The following is a 17,551-nucleotide window of genomic DNA, read 5'->3' on the forward strand; positions in this document are numbered from 1 at the left end:
CACGCCTGATGGTTTCGGCGTTATCATGCATCCTGTTATTGATTAGGTTGCCTGAATGCGATTCGGCAGCCGCCAATGGAAGAACAAACATGTCCGACAACGTATTATTGAACCTGCAGGGCGAACCTCATTTTGATGCCATTCGTGCTGCCGATATTCAGCCTGCGATGACCATGGCGATGCAAGAAGCGCAAACAGCCATTGATGCGGTGAAGGCTGAAACGCAGCCCAATTGGCATAACACCGTTGAAGCACTCACTGATATTACCGAGCGGGTGGGCCGTATCTGGGGTGTGGTGGCACACCTCAATAGTGTGGCTGATACAGCTGAATTGCGGGCGGTATACAACGAGTTGATGCCTGCTGTCACTGATTTTTTTACGGCCATCAGCCAAGACATCGAACTGTATGCACGTTTTAAAAACATCAAGGCATCCGATGAGTATGCTCATCTAACCGCAGCACAAAAAACCAAATTGGATCACGATTTGCGCGATTTTGTTTTGAGTGGGGCTGAATTGCTAGCACAAGAACAAATGGAGTTTGCTGCGTTGGAAAGTGAAAGTGCGCAGCTGGCGGCGCAGTTTAGCCAAAATGTATTGGATGCCACTGATGCTTTTGCCTTGTATTTTGCCAATGGCCATGAATTGGCCGGCTTGCCCGACGCAGCCGCAAACGGGGGCCAAGAAGTGGATTTGGCTGAGGACAGCGTCAAATCAGGGTTGCCTGAAGATGCCTTGGCCATGTTTGCAGCGGCGGCAGAAGCGGAAGGCAAGTCTGGTTACAAAATCGGCTTACAAATGCCGCATTATTTGGCCGTGATGCAATATGCGGATAACCGCGCTTTGCGTGAAACCTTATACCGTGCCTACACCACCCGCGCCAGCGATGAAGGCGATACGCGATGGGACAATACTGCCAACATCAATCGCCGGCTGGCATTGTCACAGCGACAAGCTCAGTTATTGGGCTTTGCTAATTTCGCCGAACTGTCTTTGGCCACCAAAATGGCTGACACGCCAAAACAAGTATTGGCTTTTTTGCATGATCTGGCTGCACGAGCCAAGCCATATGCAGAAAAAGACTTGGCCGAAGTGCGTACGTTTGCGGCTGAATCGCTGGGATTGCCTGACTTACAAGCATGGGATATCACCTACGCCAGTGAAAAATTACGGCAAGCAAAATATGCGTTCAGTGAAACCGAAGTAAAAAAATATTTCCCAGCCGATAAAGTACTGCATGGTTTGTTTGCGCAAATTGACAAGCTTTATGGCGTGCACCTGATGGAGAAAAAAGTACCGGTGTGGCATCCGGATGTGCGTTATTTCGAATTGGAAAAAGGTGGCGCCATTATTGGTGGTGTTTACATGGATTTATATGCGCGGGCAGGCAAGCGTGGTGGTGCATGGATGAATGATTATCGGGGGCGTCGGCGCTTTGAGGGTGGTGATCGTCGTGGTCAGTTGCAAACCCCTGTAGCTTATTTGGTGTGCAATTTCACCCCGCCTGTGGCCGGTAAACCCGCACGCCTAAGTCATGACGAAATCATTACCTTATTCCACGAAACAGGTCATGGTCTACATCATTTGCTGACCCAGGTTGATGAATTGGGTGTGTCAGGCATCAATGGCGTGGAATGGGATGCAGTGGAAATGCCGAGCCAGTTTATGGAAAATTTTGTATGGGAATATGACGTGTTGGCCGGCATGAGCAGCCACCAAGAAACAGGCGCGCCATTGCCTAAAGAACTTTATGACAAAATGTTGGCGGCCAAGAATTTCCAACGGGGTTTGTTTATGGTGCGACAAATGGAATTCGCGCTGTTTGACATGACTATTTATAGCCAACCTGATTGTGATTGGCAGCAGGTATTGCGCGCCGTTCGGGCGGAAGTTTCGGTGATCAAGCAACCTGACTTCAATCGGTTTGCGCATTCATTTGGCCACATTTTTGCGGGCGGTTATGCCGCTGGTTATTATAGTTATAGCTGGGCAGAAGTTTTGTCAGCTGATATTTATGCTGCATTTGAAGAGGAAGCCAATCCGGTGGCTACGGGCAAGCGATTTTGGCGTGAAGTGTTGGCTGTAGGTGGATCGCGTCCCGCCATGGCTTCATTTAAGGCATTTCGCGGACGAGAGCCCAGTATTGATGCCTTGTTGCGGCACAGCGGTTTTGTTGCCCCTTAGTTTTGGGTAAGGTGATGAAAACAGCCGGTTTGCCAACCGGCTGTTTTTTGATGAATGTTTAGCCCAAGGCTGCCTGAATCCATCCACATGGCATCGCTTATTCTTTTGCCTAACTTAAGCGTGGCGGTGAATCACAAACTGCGCCAGCGCCCGCAAGTGCCAAGCGCGATCATCTAAACCAGACAGAGCGTCTGTTGCTTGGGCTGCCAATTGCTCGGCATAAGCACGTGCCGCTGCCAAGCCCAACAGTTTTACATAGGTGGGCTTGTTGGCATCTTCATCCTTGCCCGCGGTCTTACCCAAAGTGGCGGTGTCTTGCTCGCAATCCAATACATCATCAATCACCTGGAAGGCCAACCCCAGCTTGCTGGCGTAATCATCCAAGGTGGCCAATGTGGGCTCGCCAATGTCGGGACAGGCTAGTGCGCCCAATACTACGGCAGAACGAATGAGTGCTCCTGTTTTCAAACGGTGCATTTGTTCCAGTTCTGCCTGAGTCATGCTTAACCCCACGTGTGCTAAATCAATGGCTTGACCACCCGCCATACCCAAGCTGCCTGAAGCAGAGGCCAATACCTGGACCATGCGCAGCTGGCGTTCAGCAGGCAAACCACTGGGTCGACTGAGCAGGTCAAACGCCAAAGTTTGCAGGGCATCGCCCACCAATAAAGCGGTAGCCTGATCATAATGAACATGACAGGTGGGTCTGCCTCGACGCAAGCTATCGTTGTCCATTTCTGGCATGTCATCGTGTACCAGCGAATACACGTGTATGCATTCGACGGCCGCCAATGTGTGGCTCAATGCCATTTCATCAGCACAGCCCAACTCGGCAGCGGCCAGCGCCAATAAAGGGCGCAAGCGTTTACCACCATCCAAGGTGGCATAACGCATGGCTTCATGGAGTTGTTCAGGCAGCCTGTCGGCCGCTGGCAAGAGTCGGTCTAGGGTTAATTCGGTTTGTGCCCGTGCGCGCTTTTGCCAAGCAACAAAATCATTCTTCATCGGCGTCAAGATTCAAATCCTTTAGTTCGCCTGATCCAAAACCAGCAGCTTTTGCTCGACTTCAGCGAGCTTGGCTTGGCAATATTTCACCAATTCTTGGCCTCGTTGGTAGGACGCCAGGGATTCTTCTAATGGCAAATCATTGTTTTGCATGGATTCCGTAATGATTTCCAGCTGTGCCAAAGCATCTTCAAAGTTTTTTGGGGCGTTTTTTTTCATGAGGCGCAATTCATTAATCAATAGTGTTTATTGTAGCACTGAAGTGCTGGAAATTTGAGGCAACGCAGCCTTAGTGGTGTTTGACGATCAATCGGTGGTATTGAATAATGCCATCTGACTAATTAAGCATTCATTTAAAAGGTGTCAATATGACTGTCAAAACCGTATTAATCATTGCTGGCGTGCTGGTGTTGACTGCCTGCCAAAGCAATACCTTGCCCAATAATATATATGATGCTCAAGCCCAGGCGCGAATTCGCCTTTATGGGCAGAATCAGAAACCCACCATTATGAAATACACGTCCAATCGGAAAATGATCAAGGTGAATGTGGGAGGATCTTTCAGTGGAGCGCTGTCTTCGTTGACCCGCACCGCCAGTAACCGAAGCATCGGTATTCCTGCCACAGAGATGACGCGGCACATGCGTGACTATGATGGCATTTTGTCTAAGACTTATTATGAAGAATACGTGATTCCTGCTGGTCAGCCAGTGAGTGTGCATAATTCCTTTCAGGGCTTAGCCAATCGCAATGTGGGCGCCACCAAGACCACGATTCATTACCAAGGGTCGTGCCAAGGAAATGAGGTTCAGTTTACGCCGCTCGCGGGAAGAGACTATGAAGTTGTACCGAGTCACCACAACGCCACCTGTGGTGTGACTGTGTTACAAATTGCGCCCTCGGGGACCACTGAAACCGTCGGTTTTAATTGATTATGGTGCCCAATAATTAGCCTTAAACGGAGCAAATGCAAAGTGCTACTCATTGGGTTTTGATTTCATGTGTCGTGTCATCAACGTGTCAAACACGATGCCGATAATGCCTCAGTTATTCATTATTGGATCTTGTGACATGAAAAAAAAGTTATTGGCATTTCTGTGCGTGGCTATTTCTACGGTGGCGGCGGCGCAATCGACTGGGTTGGTCATCGGAGAAAAAGGCAGCCCTTTGCCATACCAGGTTATGGGTAAGATTGGCGAGGTGGAAATTCGCAATGGTGGGTATGGATCATCTGCTTTTAAGGATCCTAAAAATGCCAACCGGTTTTATGCCATTACCGACAGAGGCCCCAACGCCGATGGACCCGACGGCAACACCAAAATTTTCCCAACTCCTCAATTCACACCCAGCATAGGTCATTTTGAAATCGCGTCAAATGGTCAAATCCGCCTACTTAAAACGATTCCTATGCGTCGGCCTGATGGACAATTGTTGACAGGCTTGCCCAACCCCAAAGGATTGGGTAGCACAGGCGAGCGTGCGCTCGATATGACCGGGAAGGTGCTGCCAAACGACCCTTATGGCATTGACAGTGAAGGTTTGGCTATTGCGCCTGATGGTAGTTTTTGGGTGTCGGATGAATATGGTCCTCACATTGTTCATTTCGATACCCAAGGCCGCGAGTTGGAGCGGATCAGCCCCGTGGGCATTCAAACTCAAGGGCGAAAACTGCCCGCTGTTTTGGCAGCGCGGACACCCAATAGGGGAATGGAAGGCCTAACCATTACACCTGATGGTAAAACGCTAGTAGGCACCATGCAGTCAACATTAAGCAATCCTGATAAGCAATCAGCTACCAATAAAACGTTGGTGCGCATCGTAACGTTTGACTTAAAAAGCGGTAAAACACGACAATATTTATATCGGCAAAACGGCAATAATTTTTCAAATTCTGAAATTTTGGCTTTGGATAATCATCGATTTTTGGTCGATGAACGGGATAGTGCGTTCCCGGGGGCGGCACCGGATGTACAGAAACATGTTTATTTGATTGATTTGCGTACCGGCACGGAAGTGTCTAGTGATGTCAACGCCCCTTCTGGCTTGCTGATCAATGGCAAGACGTTGGAGCAGAGTAGCTGGGCCGAATTGGCTCAAGCAGGCATCAAACCCGTTGGAAAATCACTGGTGGTGGATTTGGTCAAAACGCACCATTACCCACATGAGAAATTTGAAGGGATGTGGTTACTGGATAAAAATCATTTGGCAGTCATTAACGACGATGATTTTGGTATTGTTAATCAAGATGACAAAGTGATCACCAAAATTCTACCTGCAACGGGGAAAATAGACGCCAATACCGTTTATGTGTATCCCATTCATTTGCCCCAGAGTCATTAACTTCTTTCTCCTTTGGCTGCCTGAAATTTTTCAGGCAGCCAAAGGAGAAACTATTATGAAACAACAATGGCTATTGTGATTTGCATGGCCATCAAGGCCAGATTACACCTGTTTGGGTTTCTATTTGTTGGAGGTTGCTCATGCGCAACGCGAATATACATCAATAAATAGATCGTCAAAAATGTCTGGATATTGTTGTGCCGAGTTGTGTGAATGGGCATGTGATGTAAATACAAATAATTGAAAAAATGATTATTTGGATACTTATTGAATGGGGGTAGACGAAAAAATGACCGCCTTTGCGGTCATTTTTCTATATTTGGTGCCCAGGGACGGACTCGAACCGTCACACCTTGCGGCGGGGGATTTTGAGTCCCCTGCGTCTACCAATTTCGCCACCTGGGCTAGCGATGAAGCGCGTATTTTAAACGATGCGCTGCTGCTGTCAAGCATGAATAAAAAAAAATATACAAAATGCTGTTTTTATATGGATATATTTTAAGGGAAGTTCCCGTTTTAATCTTGTTGCATCGAAAATGCTGATGGGTTGCGTTGCTCAGAGCATTTATTTTCATTGGGATTGAGTGTCAATTTGCCAGTATCATAACCACATTTTAACCGATGCCTATGCGGCGCACGCTGTGTACCTCATTTTTGGGTGGCATTGTTTATGCGCACTGAGGCCTATTCAAAGACCAAGTATCAAGTATCAAGTATTGGGATCAAGGGAAAGAATGTTGGGTAATGATGACCATTTGATTTCAAAGTGACGCACTGAATGGGTTTGAGCCGTGATTGGCCGAGCGCTTTTGAATGTTCGTGCTCACTTCTGGTGTTGCCTGGGAGATTATGGAAGCCAAGCAGCAATCGCTTTGATGAATACGGGTCGGAATCCATTGTTCAATGTGTTGGTAAAATAGCTCAACTAGAAGACCTATCGCCATAAAAACTTATGAATATTTATGAAGTGATGATGCGCGAAAGATAGGTGGGTAAAAAAGAATGGATAAAAAAAAGACCGCTAATAAAGCGGACTTTAATATTTGGTTGCGGGGGCAGGATTTGAACCTACGACCTTCGGGTTATGAGCCCGACGAGCTACCATGCTGCTCCACCCCGCGTCTGAAGAAAGTTAATTATACAGATAAATTTTATATTGTCAAATTTTGAATTGTTTAGCTTTGGCTATTTTGCGCTTGCCACCATTGCTTTAAGGCATAAAGTGTATCCAGCGCCTGTTTGGGGCTGAGCTCATCTGGCTGGATGTCGGCCATTTTGTTTTGCCATTCTGTCAGTGTCGCTTGGGCGGGCGGTTCAGCTTCCTTCATTGATGAGCAAAAAGCATCTTCTGAGGTGGTTGCCTGAAAAATATCCAATTGTCGCTCTTGCGCTTGTGCTTGTTGTTCTAACGTTTGCAAATGCTTATAAGCGGCGTTGAGTGCGCGAGCTGGGACGCCTGCCAACTTGGCCACTGCGATGCCATAGCTTTTATTGGCAGGGCCAGGTTCAATTTGGTGAAGGAATACAATTTCATGGCCTTCTTCCAAGGCGGATAAATGCATATTAAATGCATGGGTAAAGGCTTCAGGCAGCCTGGTTAGCTCAAAATAATGGGTTGCAAACAGGGTAAAGGATTGGTTTTTCTGTAATAAGTGTTCAGCGATGGCTTGCGCCAATGCCAGCCCGTCAAACGTGGATGTGCCTCGACCCACTTCATCCATCAAAACCAATGATGTCGGAGTGGCGTGGTGTAGGATGTAGGCAGTTTCCGACATTTCGACCATAAAGGTTGAGCGGTTTCCAGCTAAGTCATCGGATGCGCCAATGCGCGTGAATATTTGATCGATTGGCCCTAGAGTACAATTTTGCGCAGGAACGGGTGCGCCAACGTGTGCCAGCAATACGATTAATGCCACTTGTCGCATATAAGTTGATTTACCGCCCATGTTGGGGCCGGTGAGCAACATGAGTTTGCGTTTGTCATCTAAGTGGGTTTGATTGGGGGTGAAATCAGCTACCTGCTCAGCCACGACAGGATGACGGCCTTGGGTGATGTTGATGCAGGGATAGTCTACCCACTGTGGTAAACAATAATCAGATTGGTCTAGTGCAGCGGACAGTGTGCTCAATACATCTAGGCTAGCAGCTGCTTTAGCACATTGCTGTAGCATGGTTAAGTGGGTTTGCAGGGCTTGCATGAGAGCATCATAGAGCTGCTTTTCTAATGCCAAGGCATTTTGTTGTGCGCCCAAAACTTTGTCTTCAAAGGATTTAAGTTCAGGGGTGATGTAGCGTTCTGCATTTTTTAAAGTTTGGCGGCGTTGGTAGTCTGCGGGTGCTTGTGCGGACTGGGCCTTGCTGATTTCAATGTAAAAACCATGAACACGGTTGAATTCTACTTTTAACGTGGTGATGCCCGTTCGTGTTCGCTCACGTGTCTCTAGTGCGATCAAAAATTCATCGCCGTGTTCTTGAAGGCGACGCAATTCGTCTAGTTCCGCGTGATAGCCATGATTGATGACGCCACCATCTCGTAGCCAGACTGCAGGCTCAGGCAAAATGGCGGCGCTAAGCAGGTCGATAACAGACTGGCTTTGCGGAAATACCGCCAATAAGGAGTCAACCAATTGGCTGTCGGCTTTTTCAGGCAGCTTGAATGTGCTCAATGCCACCAAGCTCTCACGTAGTGCGGACAAGTCGCGTGGGCGCGCGCTGCCCACGGCAATGCGTGCCGCAATGCGCTCGATGTCGGCGACTTTGTTTAATGTGTCGTGGACGGTTTGACGATGAGGTGCGAGTGCTTGTATGGCTACTTGTCGCTGACGAATGTGTTCGCGTCGGCGCAGTGGTTGGTGTAGCCACATGGCCAATAAACGGCTGCCCATGTGTGTGGCACATTGATCAAGTACAGAAAATAAGGTGGGGGATTGCTGGCCGCTGAGTGCTTGCGTGATTTCTAAATTGTGCCGCGTAGCAGCATCCATGCCAATGTAGTTATCATCGTGCTCTAGGCTAAGACTGTCTAGGTGTTTTGGTAGCTGCGACTGGGTTTGCTGCACATAATTCAGTAATGCGCCCGCTGCGCCGATGGCAGCTGCGTGTTCTTTAATGTTTAACCCAAAGGCACGTAAATCTTGACTGCCAAAATAGCGCTCTATGAGTGTGGCGCTGCTGTCGGCTGCAAATTGCCAGTGATTCAAGCGGGTGATGGCGTGTTTGTTGAGTGTGGGTAATGCAGTGGCATTGTCTGGGAGTAAAATTTCGGCGGCTTGAAGTCGGGCCAACTCATTAGCCAGCGCATTGATATGAATCAGCTTGGTTTTGAATTCGCCACTTTGCAACGAGAGCCATGCCAGGCCCAATTGCTTTTTGGTGGGGCAAATGGCCACTATGCGATTGATTTCTTTATCAGCCAAAAGGGCGTTGTCGGTGAGGGTGCCGGGGGTGATGATGCGTACGACTTTGCGTTCCACTGGTCCTTTGCTGGCACCTACTTCGCCAACCTGCTCACAAATAGCGACGCTTTGCCCCAGTTTTACCAGCTTGGCCAAATATTGCTCTACCGCATGATAGGGTACGCCCGCCATTTTGATGGGTTGCCCATCGATTTGGCCGCGGGAGGTGAGTGTGATGCCGAGCCATTTTGCGGCCTGAACAGCGTCATCTAAAAAGAGTTCGTAAAAATCACCCATGCGGTAAAACAACAGCTTATCGGCATGTTCGGCTTTGATGGACAGATATTGTGCCATCATGGGTGTTAAGGTGGGTTTGCTGCTCATAGGGGGAAAGGTACGTGCTCAGATGAGCCTATTGTAGCAGAGTCAAAACTGGGTAGATGACTTGCAAATGAATGCAAAAAGCGCTTTGCGTAACCGGCAGTGCTGGTCGCCAAGAACGGTAATCGGTAATATGTGGGGTTGTTGACACGTGAATGGGTATCCGATGAAATCAGCTGTGCAAATTCGATATGGGTTGCTGGGCGGGGTGGTTGCGCTATTAGCAGCGTGTAGCAGCACTACGCCGACAACATCTTCAACTTCGATTGGAACGGGCTCTTGGTTACCCACGGGCCAGTCTTTGCCACTTAATTATGTGTATGCTCCTGGTAAAGGTGGGGTCAGCTATCGGGTGGTTGATTATCGCGAGTTACCACAATGGCAACAGCAATCTTTTGCGGACAGTTTGAAATCATTTAAATCGGGCTGCCTGAAATTGCAAAATATGCCATCTTGGCAGGTTGTTTGTCGGCAGGCGCAGCAAACGGCTGCTCGCAATCATGACGCTAAATATTTTTTTGAACATTACTTCACCCCTTGGCAGGTTAGTCAAAATGGCCAAGTTGCCGGTACGGTAACGGGTTATTACGAACCCATATTGTTGGGCGATGCAAAAGCCACAACACAAGCCAGATACCCTATTTATGGGATGCCCAATGATTTTGTGGTGGTGCCCTTATCGGCCAATCAACGACAAGGCGTAGTGCGTATCCGTTTGACGGGCAGTAACAGCGGCGTCATCAGCAGTGATGGGGCTTATGCTGCAGACCTGTCTACATTCCCCCTTAATGCCAAAACGACCAGTTTGAAAGGGCGTGTATCTGGGAATCAGTTTGTGCCGTATTACACGCGCGCTCAAATTAATGCAGGCGCATTAAATGGCAAAGCACCCATATTGGGTTATGCCAATGATCCAGTAGAGCTCTTCTTTTTGCACATACAAGGTTCTGGTCGCCTGAAGACACCGGATGGTCGCTTAATCCGCTTGGGTTTTGCTGCCAAAAATGATTATCCTTATGTGTCAATCGGGAAATATATGGCGAATAAGGGGTATTTGCCTTTGGCTCAAACATCCATGCAAGGCATCAAAGGATGGTTACAAAAAAACCCGCAAAAATTGGGAGAAGTATTAGGGCAAAATCCGAGCTATGTTTTTTTTCAAGCCCAATCGGAAGGCAATGATGGCCCAATCGGCGCTTTGGGGGTACCTTTGATGGGCGGTTATGCTGGCGCGGTAGATCGGCATTTCATTAGCTTGGGCGCGCCACTGTTTTTGGCTACTACACACCCAGTCAGTGGTTTTGGGCTTAATCGCTTGATTATGGCGCAAGATACAGGCAGCGCTATTAATGGGGCCGTGCGGGTGGACTATTTTTGGGGGTATGGTGATGATGCAGGTGCAACAGCTGGTAAGATGAAGCATACGGGCTATGTTTGGCAATTGCTGCCCAAAGGTATGCTTCCTGAAGTAAAATAACAAAGTACTCGAGATTTGCAATATAGATAACCATCTATAATGGATTTGAGTTGATTGTTTTTATGGAAAAAATATGAATTTAATAACACGAGCAGGGAAGTGAAATGGATAGTTACTTACTCATCCCACTTTTACTGGTGTTTTTGGTTGTCCTGATTGTTGTTAATAAGCGACAAAAGGCAGGTGGATCAAAAGCGGCGCCAGCAGCACAGCAATCGCGCTCGACAGTGGGAAAAAAGAGCAAAAAGAGCAAAGCTGTCAGTTTGGCAACAGAGCAGCCCGCCATTGATGCTGATGGCGTTAGTCAAGCAACAGCTTCTGCTGAAGCGCCACATGAATCAGATGATTGGAATTGGCAAGCACCCGCTTCAGAGGCCAATACCGTTTCTGTAGAAACGGTTGATCACTTGACTGAATACAAAGTCTATAAGCAATTTGGCTATTTTCAAAAAGCAGCTGATTCATTGTCTATATATTTAAAAGGCAATGCTGTAGGGTTAAGCCAAGGTATGCGAAATACTCTGGTGTTGGAATTGGCAGAACTTTACTTGGATGCGAAAAATCCTGACCAATTAGCTGAAGTCGTTGACCATTATCGGGATGAATTAACCCCAGAAAATCACGAAGATCTGATTCGACGCGGGTTACAACTGGATAATAATAATTTGCCATTGCGTGTTTTGGCGGAAGATTTATTGGGCTGGGGTGTGCACAAGGCGGAGCAGGAGGTCGGCTTGGTGGATGATGTGCTGAGTGCAGAAGGAGAACAAGCACCCAATCATCCAGAAAACAAAGAGATTGGTTCTGCATTCGATGAGACCGAGTCACGTATTCCTCTGGTTGAAGGGAATGTAAATTTCTTTCAAGTGCATGGTGATGAACAAGAGGTACTGCTGAGCTTCACTAAGCCCGAACAAAGCTATCAATTACTCAAAGGGCAATTGCCTTATGATGCAGCCGTACGCTGCCTGAATAAGGCCATCAAACAAGTAGACAAGCCTGCCAGTCTGATTATTGACGCTTTGGCGTTGGATTACAGGCATCATAATGTTAGTGTGTTTGCACAGCATTTGTGGCGTTTGTATTACTCTCTTGGGCAGTATGGTCAAAAAGTCAAAGATCGTATGCTGGGCTGGGGTTATAACTTGGGCCACCATCCTATGTTTGATGAATTGGCCAGTCAGCCTACTGAGGTCCAATTGCGCGAAATTGGCATTAATCAAGGCTTTTTACAGGTTGGCAGCAGTGCCATGAAGGCGAAGAGGTTGCCTGTGGTCGATGCCGTAGGACAGGAAAATGGCGAAGCCAAAACACCTGCCGATCTGGTACTGAGAGATGCAGAAGCCTTGTTAACCTATGGCCAGTTAGATCAAGCATTTGATTTGCTGGAAGAATCTATTCTCAAATATCCACAAGAATCACAGTTGTACATCACGTTATTTGATTTGTATGAACGTGCGGAAGACTGGCCCCGTTTGCAGAAAATGCTACAGACCATCCGTGCTGAAATCAAAACGCCTCCCGAAGAAGTGGTGCTGGCGATGAGTCAGTTATTGCAACGAATTAACCACAATGGTGTGCAAAACAAATGATGAATTCGGACTTACCTAAAGTTAAAACTGTGGGTGTTTTGCTTGTCAATGTCGATGATCGGCAATTTGCGATGTTGCGCATGGCATTCAAAATGCACAACACCATTAGCTACCAGTTATTGAATGATGGTGCTACCAGCACACCTGACTTGATTTTGGTGGATGGGGACTCCACTGGCGGCAATGAACAGTATCAATTGGCTAAACAGCGTTATCCTAGCGCTCGTGTGGTGTATTTTTCGCGTAAGCCACCCGTTTTTACTGCGCCGTATTTGGCGAAACCCATTAAATTTGACACGTTATTCGCAAACTTGCGCAATCTGCAACAGGGGAATGGCGTTTGGCTGCCGAATGGGCGGCACCCAGCTGAGAGTGAGTTGCCCCCTTCTGAACCACCTTTGATTAAAACTGCTTCAGTGCATGCTCAAGGTATGCATATTTTTCAAAGGCAAGATAAAGAATTTTCATTTACGCAGGAGCGGGAACATCCAATACGAGGGGAAATAAAGCAACAACAAGAGAGTGGAAATCTTACTGAAGAGCCTCACTTTACACACAACCAATCCATATCCATCACGCGGTTCAATGTGCAACCTACTTTGCTGGGGCATTTATTAGAGGTGTCTCGCCAAGAACAAGATATGGCTCTGATGGTAGATGGTAAACCTGTGTTGTTGGTATTTCCTAGTGTCAAAAAAGTCTTGTTGGCTGCGGAAAGTGATGTGCTGCAGCGCTTATGCGAAAAAAATGCCCTGGTAGCAACTACGCGCCCAGTTCCAGAAAATGGGCAATTACAAGAGAAAGCAAAAATATCTTTACAATCATGTATTTGGCAACTTGCTATTTGGACGTCTCAAGGTCGTCTTATTGAACCTATTTTACCAACTACGGTGTTGAGATTAAAAGCTTGGCCTAATATGACTCGATTGGCATATTTACCAGATGCTATCCGACTTTCAGCTTTTTTGGTGCGTGCACCTGTGACATTGGCTGCTTTGTACAAGTTGTTACCGATTGATATGGGTAATTTACTCAATTACGTTACTGCCACTTATACCACGGGTTTCTTGGATATAGAGCAGTCCCTTGATCAGAAAATTCGAGAGTCTGATTATAGTGAGTCCGTAGTAATGACCAGAGGACAGCAACAGGAGCAACAGACTTCTGGCGAAACCAAGCAAGTTAAAGGTTTATTATCACGTCTGATGAGCCATCTTAAGGGTAAGTAATGAAAAACAGAGATATGAGTCATGATAGAAAATAAAATTATATTTACCGGCCCTGTGGGTGTGGGGAAAACAACTGCGATTGCTGCCTTATCAGATGATCCGCCAGTACAAACAGATGCCAGCGCATCTGATATGACACAAGTGCGGAAAGGGTACACTACTGTCGCTATGGATTATGGTGTTATTCGTCTGGATGACCAAACGAAAGTGCATTTATATGGAACGCCGGGACAGGAACGATTTGATTTCATGTGGGGAATTCTCAGTAAAGGAAGCATGGGTTTAATTCTCCTATTGGATAATACTCGACCTAATCCATTGAAAGATTTAAAATTTTTTCTAACTTCGTTCAGTGATTTGATTCATGATGCACCAGTAGTAGTGGGGGTGACGAAAATGGATTTGCATAATCAACCCGGAGTAGATGTATATCAGCAGTATTTAGCACAACATAATTTAAATGTGCCAGTTTTTGAAGTTGATGCGCGTAACGCAGATGATGTTAAGCAATTGGTTACTGCTATGCTTTATAGTATAGATCCTGGTTTGGAAGGGTAAGAGCAGACATGGAATCCACATTATTATTGCACAATAACTTGTACCCGAAAGTAACACCTGCTGGTGCTTATTACGCGGTTTCAAGCCCCAGTCACAGTGCTAGTCGTATGCTGTTGGCGAATCTTTTGCAGGCAGGTGTTGAAGAAGTGTTGACCGAAGAACACTTAAAAAAATGGGCGGAAACCGAAGATGCTTATACCGCCTTAAATTTGCTTTATCGTTTGCAGCGCTTGGAGTTTCTCTATGGAGAAGAAACGCCCAGCTCTCAGTTAATCAAGGTTACTTCAGATGCGTTTGAAGACATTCTTGGGCAATTGTCAGACACGCATAAAGCGCTTTTGGTTGATCAGGATGGATTTTACTTTGCTAATATTGGTTTTAACCATGAAACCGCTGAAGAAGTGGCTAATTTGGCCAGTGAAGCCACGAGATTAACGGAGAAGCACAGCTTATTGATTAAAAACAACTTGAATATATACAACACAGCATTGGGTATTTGCGATCCTACTGGGCAAAGTGAATTAACATTCTTTCCTTTGTATGTAGGGAAGGCCAAAAATATTTTGGTCACCGCCGGACAGCCTTTGCTAAACAGCGAATCATTTGTGACCCTAGTTCGGGGGCTGTATGTGTTGGCTGGTGAAGATATCCATCTTGATAAATAGGCTGATTGAATAAGGGAAAATTCGAGAATGCAAGAAAAATTATTAACGTCTATCTTAAGTGATTTAAACAGTTCCTCTACTGATATTACAGCTTCTGCTGTTATTTCTACCGATGGGTTGCCAATCGCGGCATTGCTACCAGGAGGAGTAGATGCTGATCGTGTGGGTGCAATGTCTGCTGCACTACTAGCACTCGGAAATCGAACATCTCGAGAGCTGCAGTGTGATGAGCTAGAGCAGGTGATGGTGAAAGGCAAGCATGGTTATATTCTGTTGATTCAAGCAGGGGATGATAATGTATTGGCAGTGACGGCTAAAGAGAGTGCCAAATTGGGTTTAATTTTATTGGATGCCCGACGCGCTGCTAAAAGTATTGTGGATGTCTGTCGTTAAAATGTTGTGGTTTTGTGTTTCTAGGTATGGCAGTCATGAAATAAATTAGTTACATAAAAATATAAAACTTTACTTGCTATAAACGAACATCAAAATTATTTTGCTGTCTATAGCAATAGAATAAAGAAAATATCCCTATCTAGAAATACCATCAAGTAATGATTGTATAGCTGGATATGGCACACAAATACATAATAGAAAGGAAAGGTATGAATAGCATTTTGTCATTGCCAGTACCAAGTGGAAATGGGAGTTTAGAGCAATACATTCATACCGTTAATAGCATCCCAATGCTGACGCCTGAACAGGAATACAGCTTGGCTGAACGGCAGCTTGAAGGTGACTTGGAAGCGGCAAAGCAGTTAATTTTATCTCACTTGAGGGTAGTGGTGTCGATCGCTCGTGGCTATGATGGTTATGGTTTGAATCAAGCCGATTTGATCCAAGAAGGGAACATTGGCCTTATGAAGGCCGTGAAGCGATTTCAGCCAACTCGCGGCGTGCGCCTATTCTCGTTTGCGGTACATTGGATTAAAGCTGAAATCCATGAATTTATTTTGCGCAATTGGCGGTTGGTCCGTGTAGCCACTACGAAGCCACAGCGGAAATTATTTTTTAATCTACGCAGTATGCGTAAGTCTATGTCTGCTTTGAGCGATCAAGAAGCACGAGAGATTGCCGATGACTTGGGTGTTAAAATGTCGGAAGTGCTCGAAATGGAGCAACGGATGACAGGCAAAGACATGGCATTGATCGCAGAGAATGATGACGATGATGGTTTTGCGCCAATTGATTGGTTGGCAGATAATGACACTGAACCCATGCAAATGATGGCTCAAAAAGCCCATTATGAGTTACAGACAGAAGGCTTGCAGCAGGCATTGGCTAAGTTGGATGACCGTAGCCGCCATATTGTCGAAAGTCGATGGTTGGCTGATGATAGTGGTTTAACCTTGCATGATTTAGCTACCGAATATGGTGTATCGGCAGAGCGTATCCGGCAAATCGAAGTAAAGGCAATGCAAAAATTACGTGGTTATTTAAATCAAGATTAAAATCATTAATTTATTAAGACAGAAGCCCATCAATAGATGGGCTTCTGTCTTAATACTGGGGTATAAAAATTAGAAGATTTATCCTGGTATATAGCTGAAATGGTGGCAGCTAATCATAAAGCCATGTTTTAAATATAGTCGATGCGCATTATTCCTGCTCGGGTCAACACGTGAGTCTGCATGCACAGAACCGCATCCTTCTGCGCTGGCAATGTTTTTAATTTCTTCAAGCAGCTGGCTGGCATAACCTTTACGAACTGAGTCTTCACTGGTGACAAGGTCGTCAATGTGTAAATAGCGCCCAGATGCAAAGTTGGTGCTGATGCGAAAGCCACAAACAGCGACTGCACTTTGCTTTCCTTCTTCAAAAATCCCCAATAGGCGGTAACCTTCTGCTTGTTGAATAGTAACCATATCTTGGAATTGGGCCAAATCTCGAATATTGGGACGCAATACATGCATGACACCAAAAGCCGTACTGATTTCGTTGGGCAATAGCTCGCGAATTTGGGTTTGGAGTGCTGGTATTTCTGCGTTTTTGCTTATTTCTATCGGAGGCAGTATTGGTTGCTCTTTTTGTTGAAGGGCCGCTTCTAGAGAAACGGGTTGATCCTCTTGGCCTTGTTCTTCCAAAAGTGATTTGCAATCAATAATTCGAAGATCATTGTCATGGGCAAAATCCATGAGGAAATGAAACATGGCGGGGTTAATTTGTTCCAATTTTCTGTCTACAGCAACACATCGAATTTGTTCAACCAAGATAGGACGAACCCATTGATGATAAGAAAGACGATGTCCTTGATCAAATGAGGAAAGGACGCCACACAGACGCTCAGCCCAATCGCTGGGGCGAAATTTTTTACCACTCTGGGTAAGGCCTTGAATCACGATTTCATAAGGATTGCAGATTAGCATATTGCCCTCTTGGTCAATCGTCAGCATGTGCATGAGGCACACTAGAAATTAAATATCCTATTATACCCGAATGATGGCGCAATTTTATGCTTCAGGCTATGGGCTTGTGATTCCTTCTCCCAACTTTGCTTGAAATATTTTTATGTAGCTGATGTTAAATCTGTATTTGGGAAATGATGGTATTGATGAAGACTACTTTGGTCTCATGCCGAGTTGGTTTAATTTCATGTTTTAAAATGGATTTATAAGATATTGGTGAAAGTGATTTTTTATTGCATCTGAAAATCATATTTATCAATACAGTTCTGGCAGCCAGCGGTTTCCATTAACAATATTATAAATTTAGAGATGGTGTAGTGA

Annotated in this window: 13 protein-coding genes, 2 tRNA genes and 1 pseudogene; 10 read left to right on the plus strand and 6 right to left on the minus strand. The window is 46.0% G+C overall.

What is annotated here, in order from left to right; translation table 11 throughout:
- The first annotated feature begins 89 nt into the window (after positions 1 to 89).
- Positions 90 to 2,186, plus strand: coding sequence for a M3 family metallopeptidase (locus A2F46_RS02435; protein WP_066566149.1), 2,097 nt, complete (start codon positions 90 to 92; stop codon positions 2,184 to 2,186).
- Between the two features lie 114 nt (positions 2,187 to 2,300).
- On the opposite strand, the gene A2F46_RS02440 is transcribed toward A2F46_RS02435, so the two are convergent.
- Together A2F46_RS02440 and A2F46_RS02445 are read right to left on the minus strand one after the other, a co-directional pair.
- Positions 2,301 to 3,191, minus strand: coding sequence for a polyprenyl synthetase family protein (locus A2F46_RS02440; RefSeq protein WP_156471541.1), 891 nt, complete (start codon positions 3,189 to 3,191; stop codon positions 2,301 to 2,303).
- Positions 3,181 to 3,410 (minus strand): annotated as a pseudogene (locus tag A2F46_RS02445) (exodeoxyribonuclease VII small subunit). Before A2F46_RS02445 ends, A2F46_RS02440 begins: the two are co-directional and overlap by 11 nt.
- A 149-nt stretch (positions 3,411 to 3,559) precedes the next feature.
- Here A2F46_RS02445 and A2F46_RS02450 point away from each other — a divergent pair.
- The gene (locus tag A2F46_RS02450; RefSeq protein WP_066566153.1) at positions 3,560 to 4,123 is read left to right on the plus strand and encodes a hypothetical protein; all 564 of its coding nucleotides are present in this window, start codon (positions 3,560 to 3,562) and stop codon (positions 4,121 to 4,123) included.
- Between the two features lie 139 nt (positions 4,124 to 4,262).
- Positions 4,263 to 5,531, plus strand: a complete 1,269-nt coding sequence (locus A2F46_RS02455; protein WP_066566156.1) for an esterase-like activity of phytase family protein — start codon at positions 4,263 to 4,265, stop codon at positions 5,529 to 5,531.
- 320 nt (positions 5,532 to 5,851) lie between these two features.
- Here the strand turns inward: A2F46_RS02455 and A2F46_RS02460 are convergent.
- The 3 genes from A2F46_RS02460 to mutS all read right to left on the minus strand — a co-directional run bounded on the left by A2F46_RS02460 (position 5,852) and on the right by mutS (position 9,310).
- Positions 5,852 to 5,936: transfer RNA gene (locus A2F46_RS02460), tRNA-Leu, on the minus strand.
- Between the two features lie 639 nt (positions 5,937 to 6,575).
- Positions 6,576 to 6,652 (minus strand) — tRNA-Met (locus A2F46_RS02465).
- A 54-nt stretch (positions 6,653 to 6,706) separates the two neighbouring features.
- Positions 6,707 to 9,310 (minus strand): DNA mismatch repair protein MutS, encoded by a 2,604-nt coding sequence (mutS, locus tag A2F46_RS02470; protein WP_231867685.1) that lies wholly within the window; start codon positions 9,308 to 9,310, stop codon positions 6,707 to 6,709.
- 163 nt (positions 9,311 to 9,473) lie between these two features.
- On the opposite strand from mutS, the gene A2F46_RS02475 reads away from it, so the two are divergent.
- The 7 genes from A2F46_RS02475 to rpoH all read left to right on the plus strand — a co-directional run bounded on the left by A2F46_RS02475 (position 9,474) and on the right by rpoH (position 16,276).
- Positions 9,474 to 10,784 (plus strand): murein transglycosylase A, encoded by a 1,311-nt coding sequence (locus A2F46_RS02475; protein WP_066566159.1) that lies wholly within the window; start codon positions 9,474 to 9,476, stop codon positions 10,782 to 10,784.
- Between the two features lie 104 nt (positions 10,785 to 10,888).
- Complete coding sequence (locus A2F46_RS02480) at positions 10,889 to 12,376, plus strand: hypothetical protein (protein ID WP_082783544.1); 1,488 nt, start codon at positions 10,889 to 10,891, stop codon at positions 12,374 to 12,376.
- 119 nt (positions 12,377 to 12,495) lie between these two features.
- On the plus strand, positions 12,496 to 13,605 hold the full coding sequence (locus A2F46_RS02485) for a hypothetical protein (RefSeq protein ID WP_156471538.1): 1,110 nt from the start codon (positions 12,496 to 12,498) through the stop codon (positions 13,603 to 13,605).
- Positions 13,606 to 13,626: 21 nt separating this feature from the next.
- Positions 13,627 to 14,163 (plus strand): ATP/GTP-binding protein, encoded by a 537-nt coding sequence (locus tag A2F46_RS02490; protein ID WP_066566164.1) that lies wholly within the window; start codon positions 13,627 to 13,629, stop codon positions 14,161 to 14,163.
- Between the two features lie 8 nt (positions 14,164 to 14,171).
- Positions 14,172 to 14,828, plus strand: coding sequence for a peptidase M23 (locus tag A2F46_RS02495; RefSeq protein ID WP_066566167.1), 657 nt, complete (start codon positions 14,172 to 14,174; stop codon positions 14,826 to 14,828).
- 27 nt (positions 14,829 to 14,855) lie between these two features.
- Entirely contained in the window at positions 14,856 to 15,221 is a 366-nt protein-coding gene (locus tag A2F46_RS02500) for a roadblock/LC7 domain-containing protein (protein WP_066566170.1), read from the plus strand.
- Between the two features lie 209 nt (positions 15,222 to 15,430).
- Positions 15,431 to 16,276, plus strand: a complete 846-nt coding sequence (gene rpoH, locus A2F46_RS02505; RefSeq protein ID WP_066566172.1) for an RNA polymerase sigma factor RpoH — start codon at positions 15,431 to 15,433, stop codon at positions 16,274 to 16,276.
- A 78-nt stretch (positions 16,277 to 16,354) separates the two neighbouring features.
- Here rpoH and A2F46_RS02510 read toward each other — a convergent pair whose 3' ends face one another.
- Entirely contained in the window at positions 16,355 to 17,191 is an 837-nt protein-coding gene (locus tag A2F46_RS02510) for a GNAT family N-acetyltransferase (RefSeq protein WP_066566472.1), read from the minus strand.
- Positions 17,192 to 17,551 lie beyond the last annotated feature (360 nt).

The organism is Snodgrassella sp. CFCC 13594 (genome assembly GCF_001590725.1).
GTDB lineage: Bacteria > Pseudomonadota > Gammaproteobacteria > Burkholderiales > Neisseriaceae > Snodgrassella.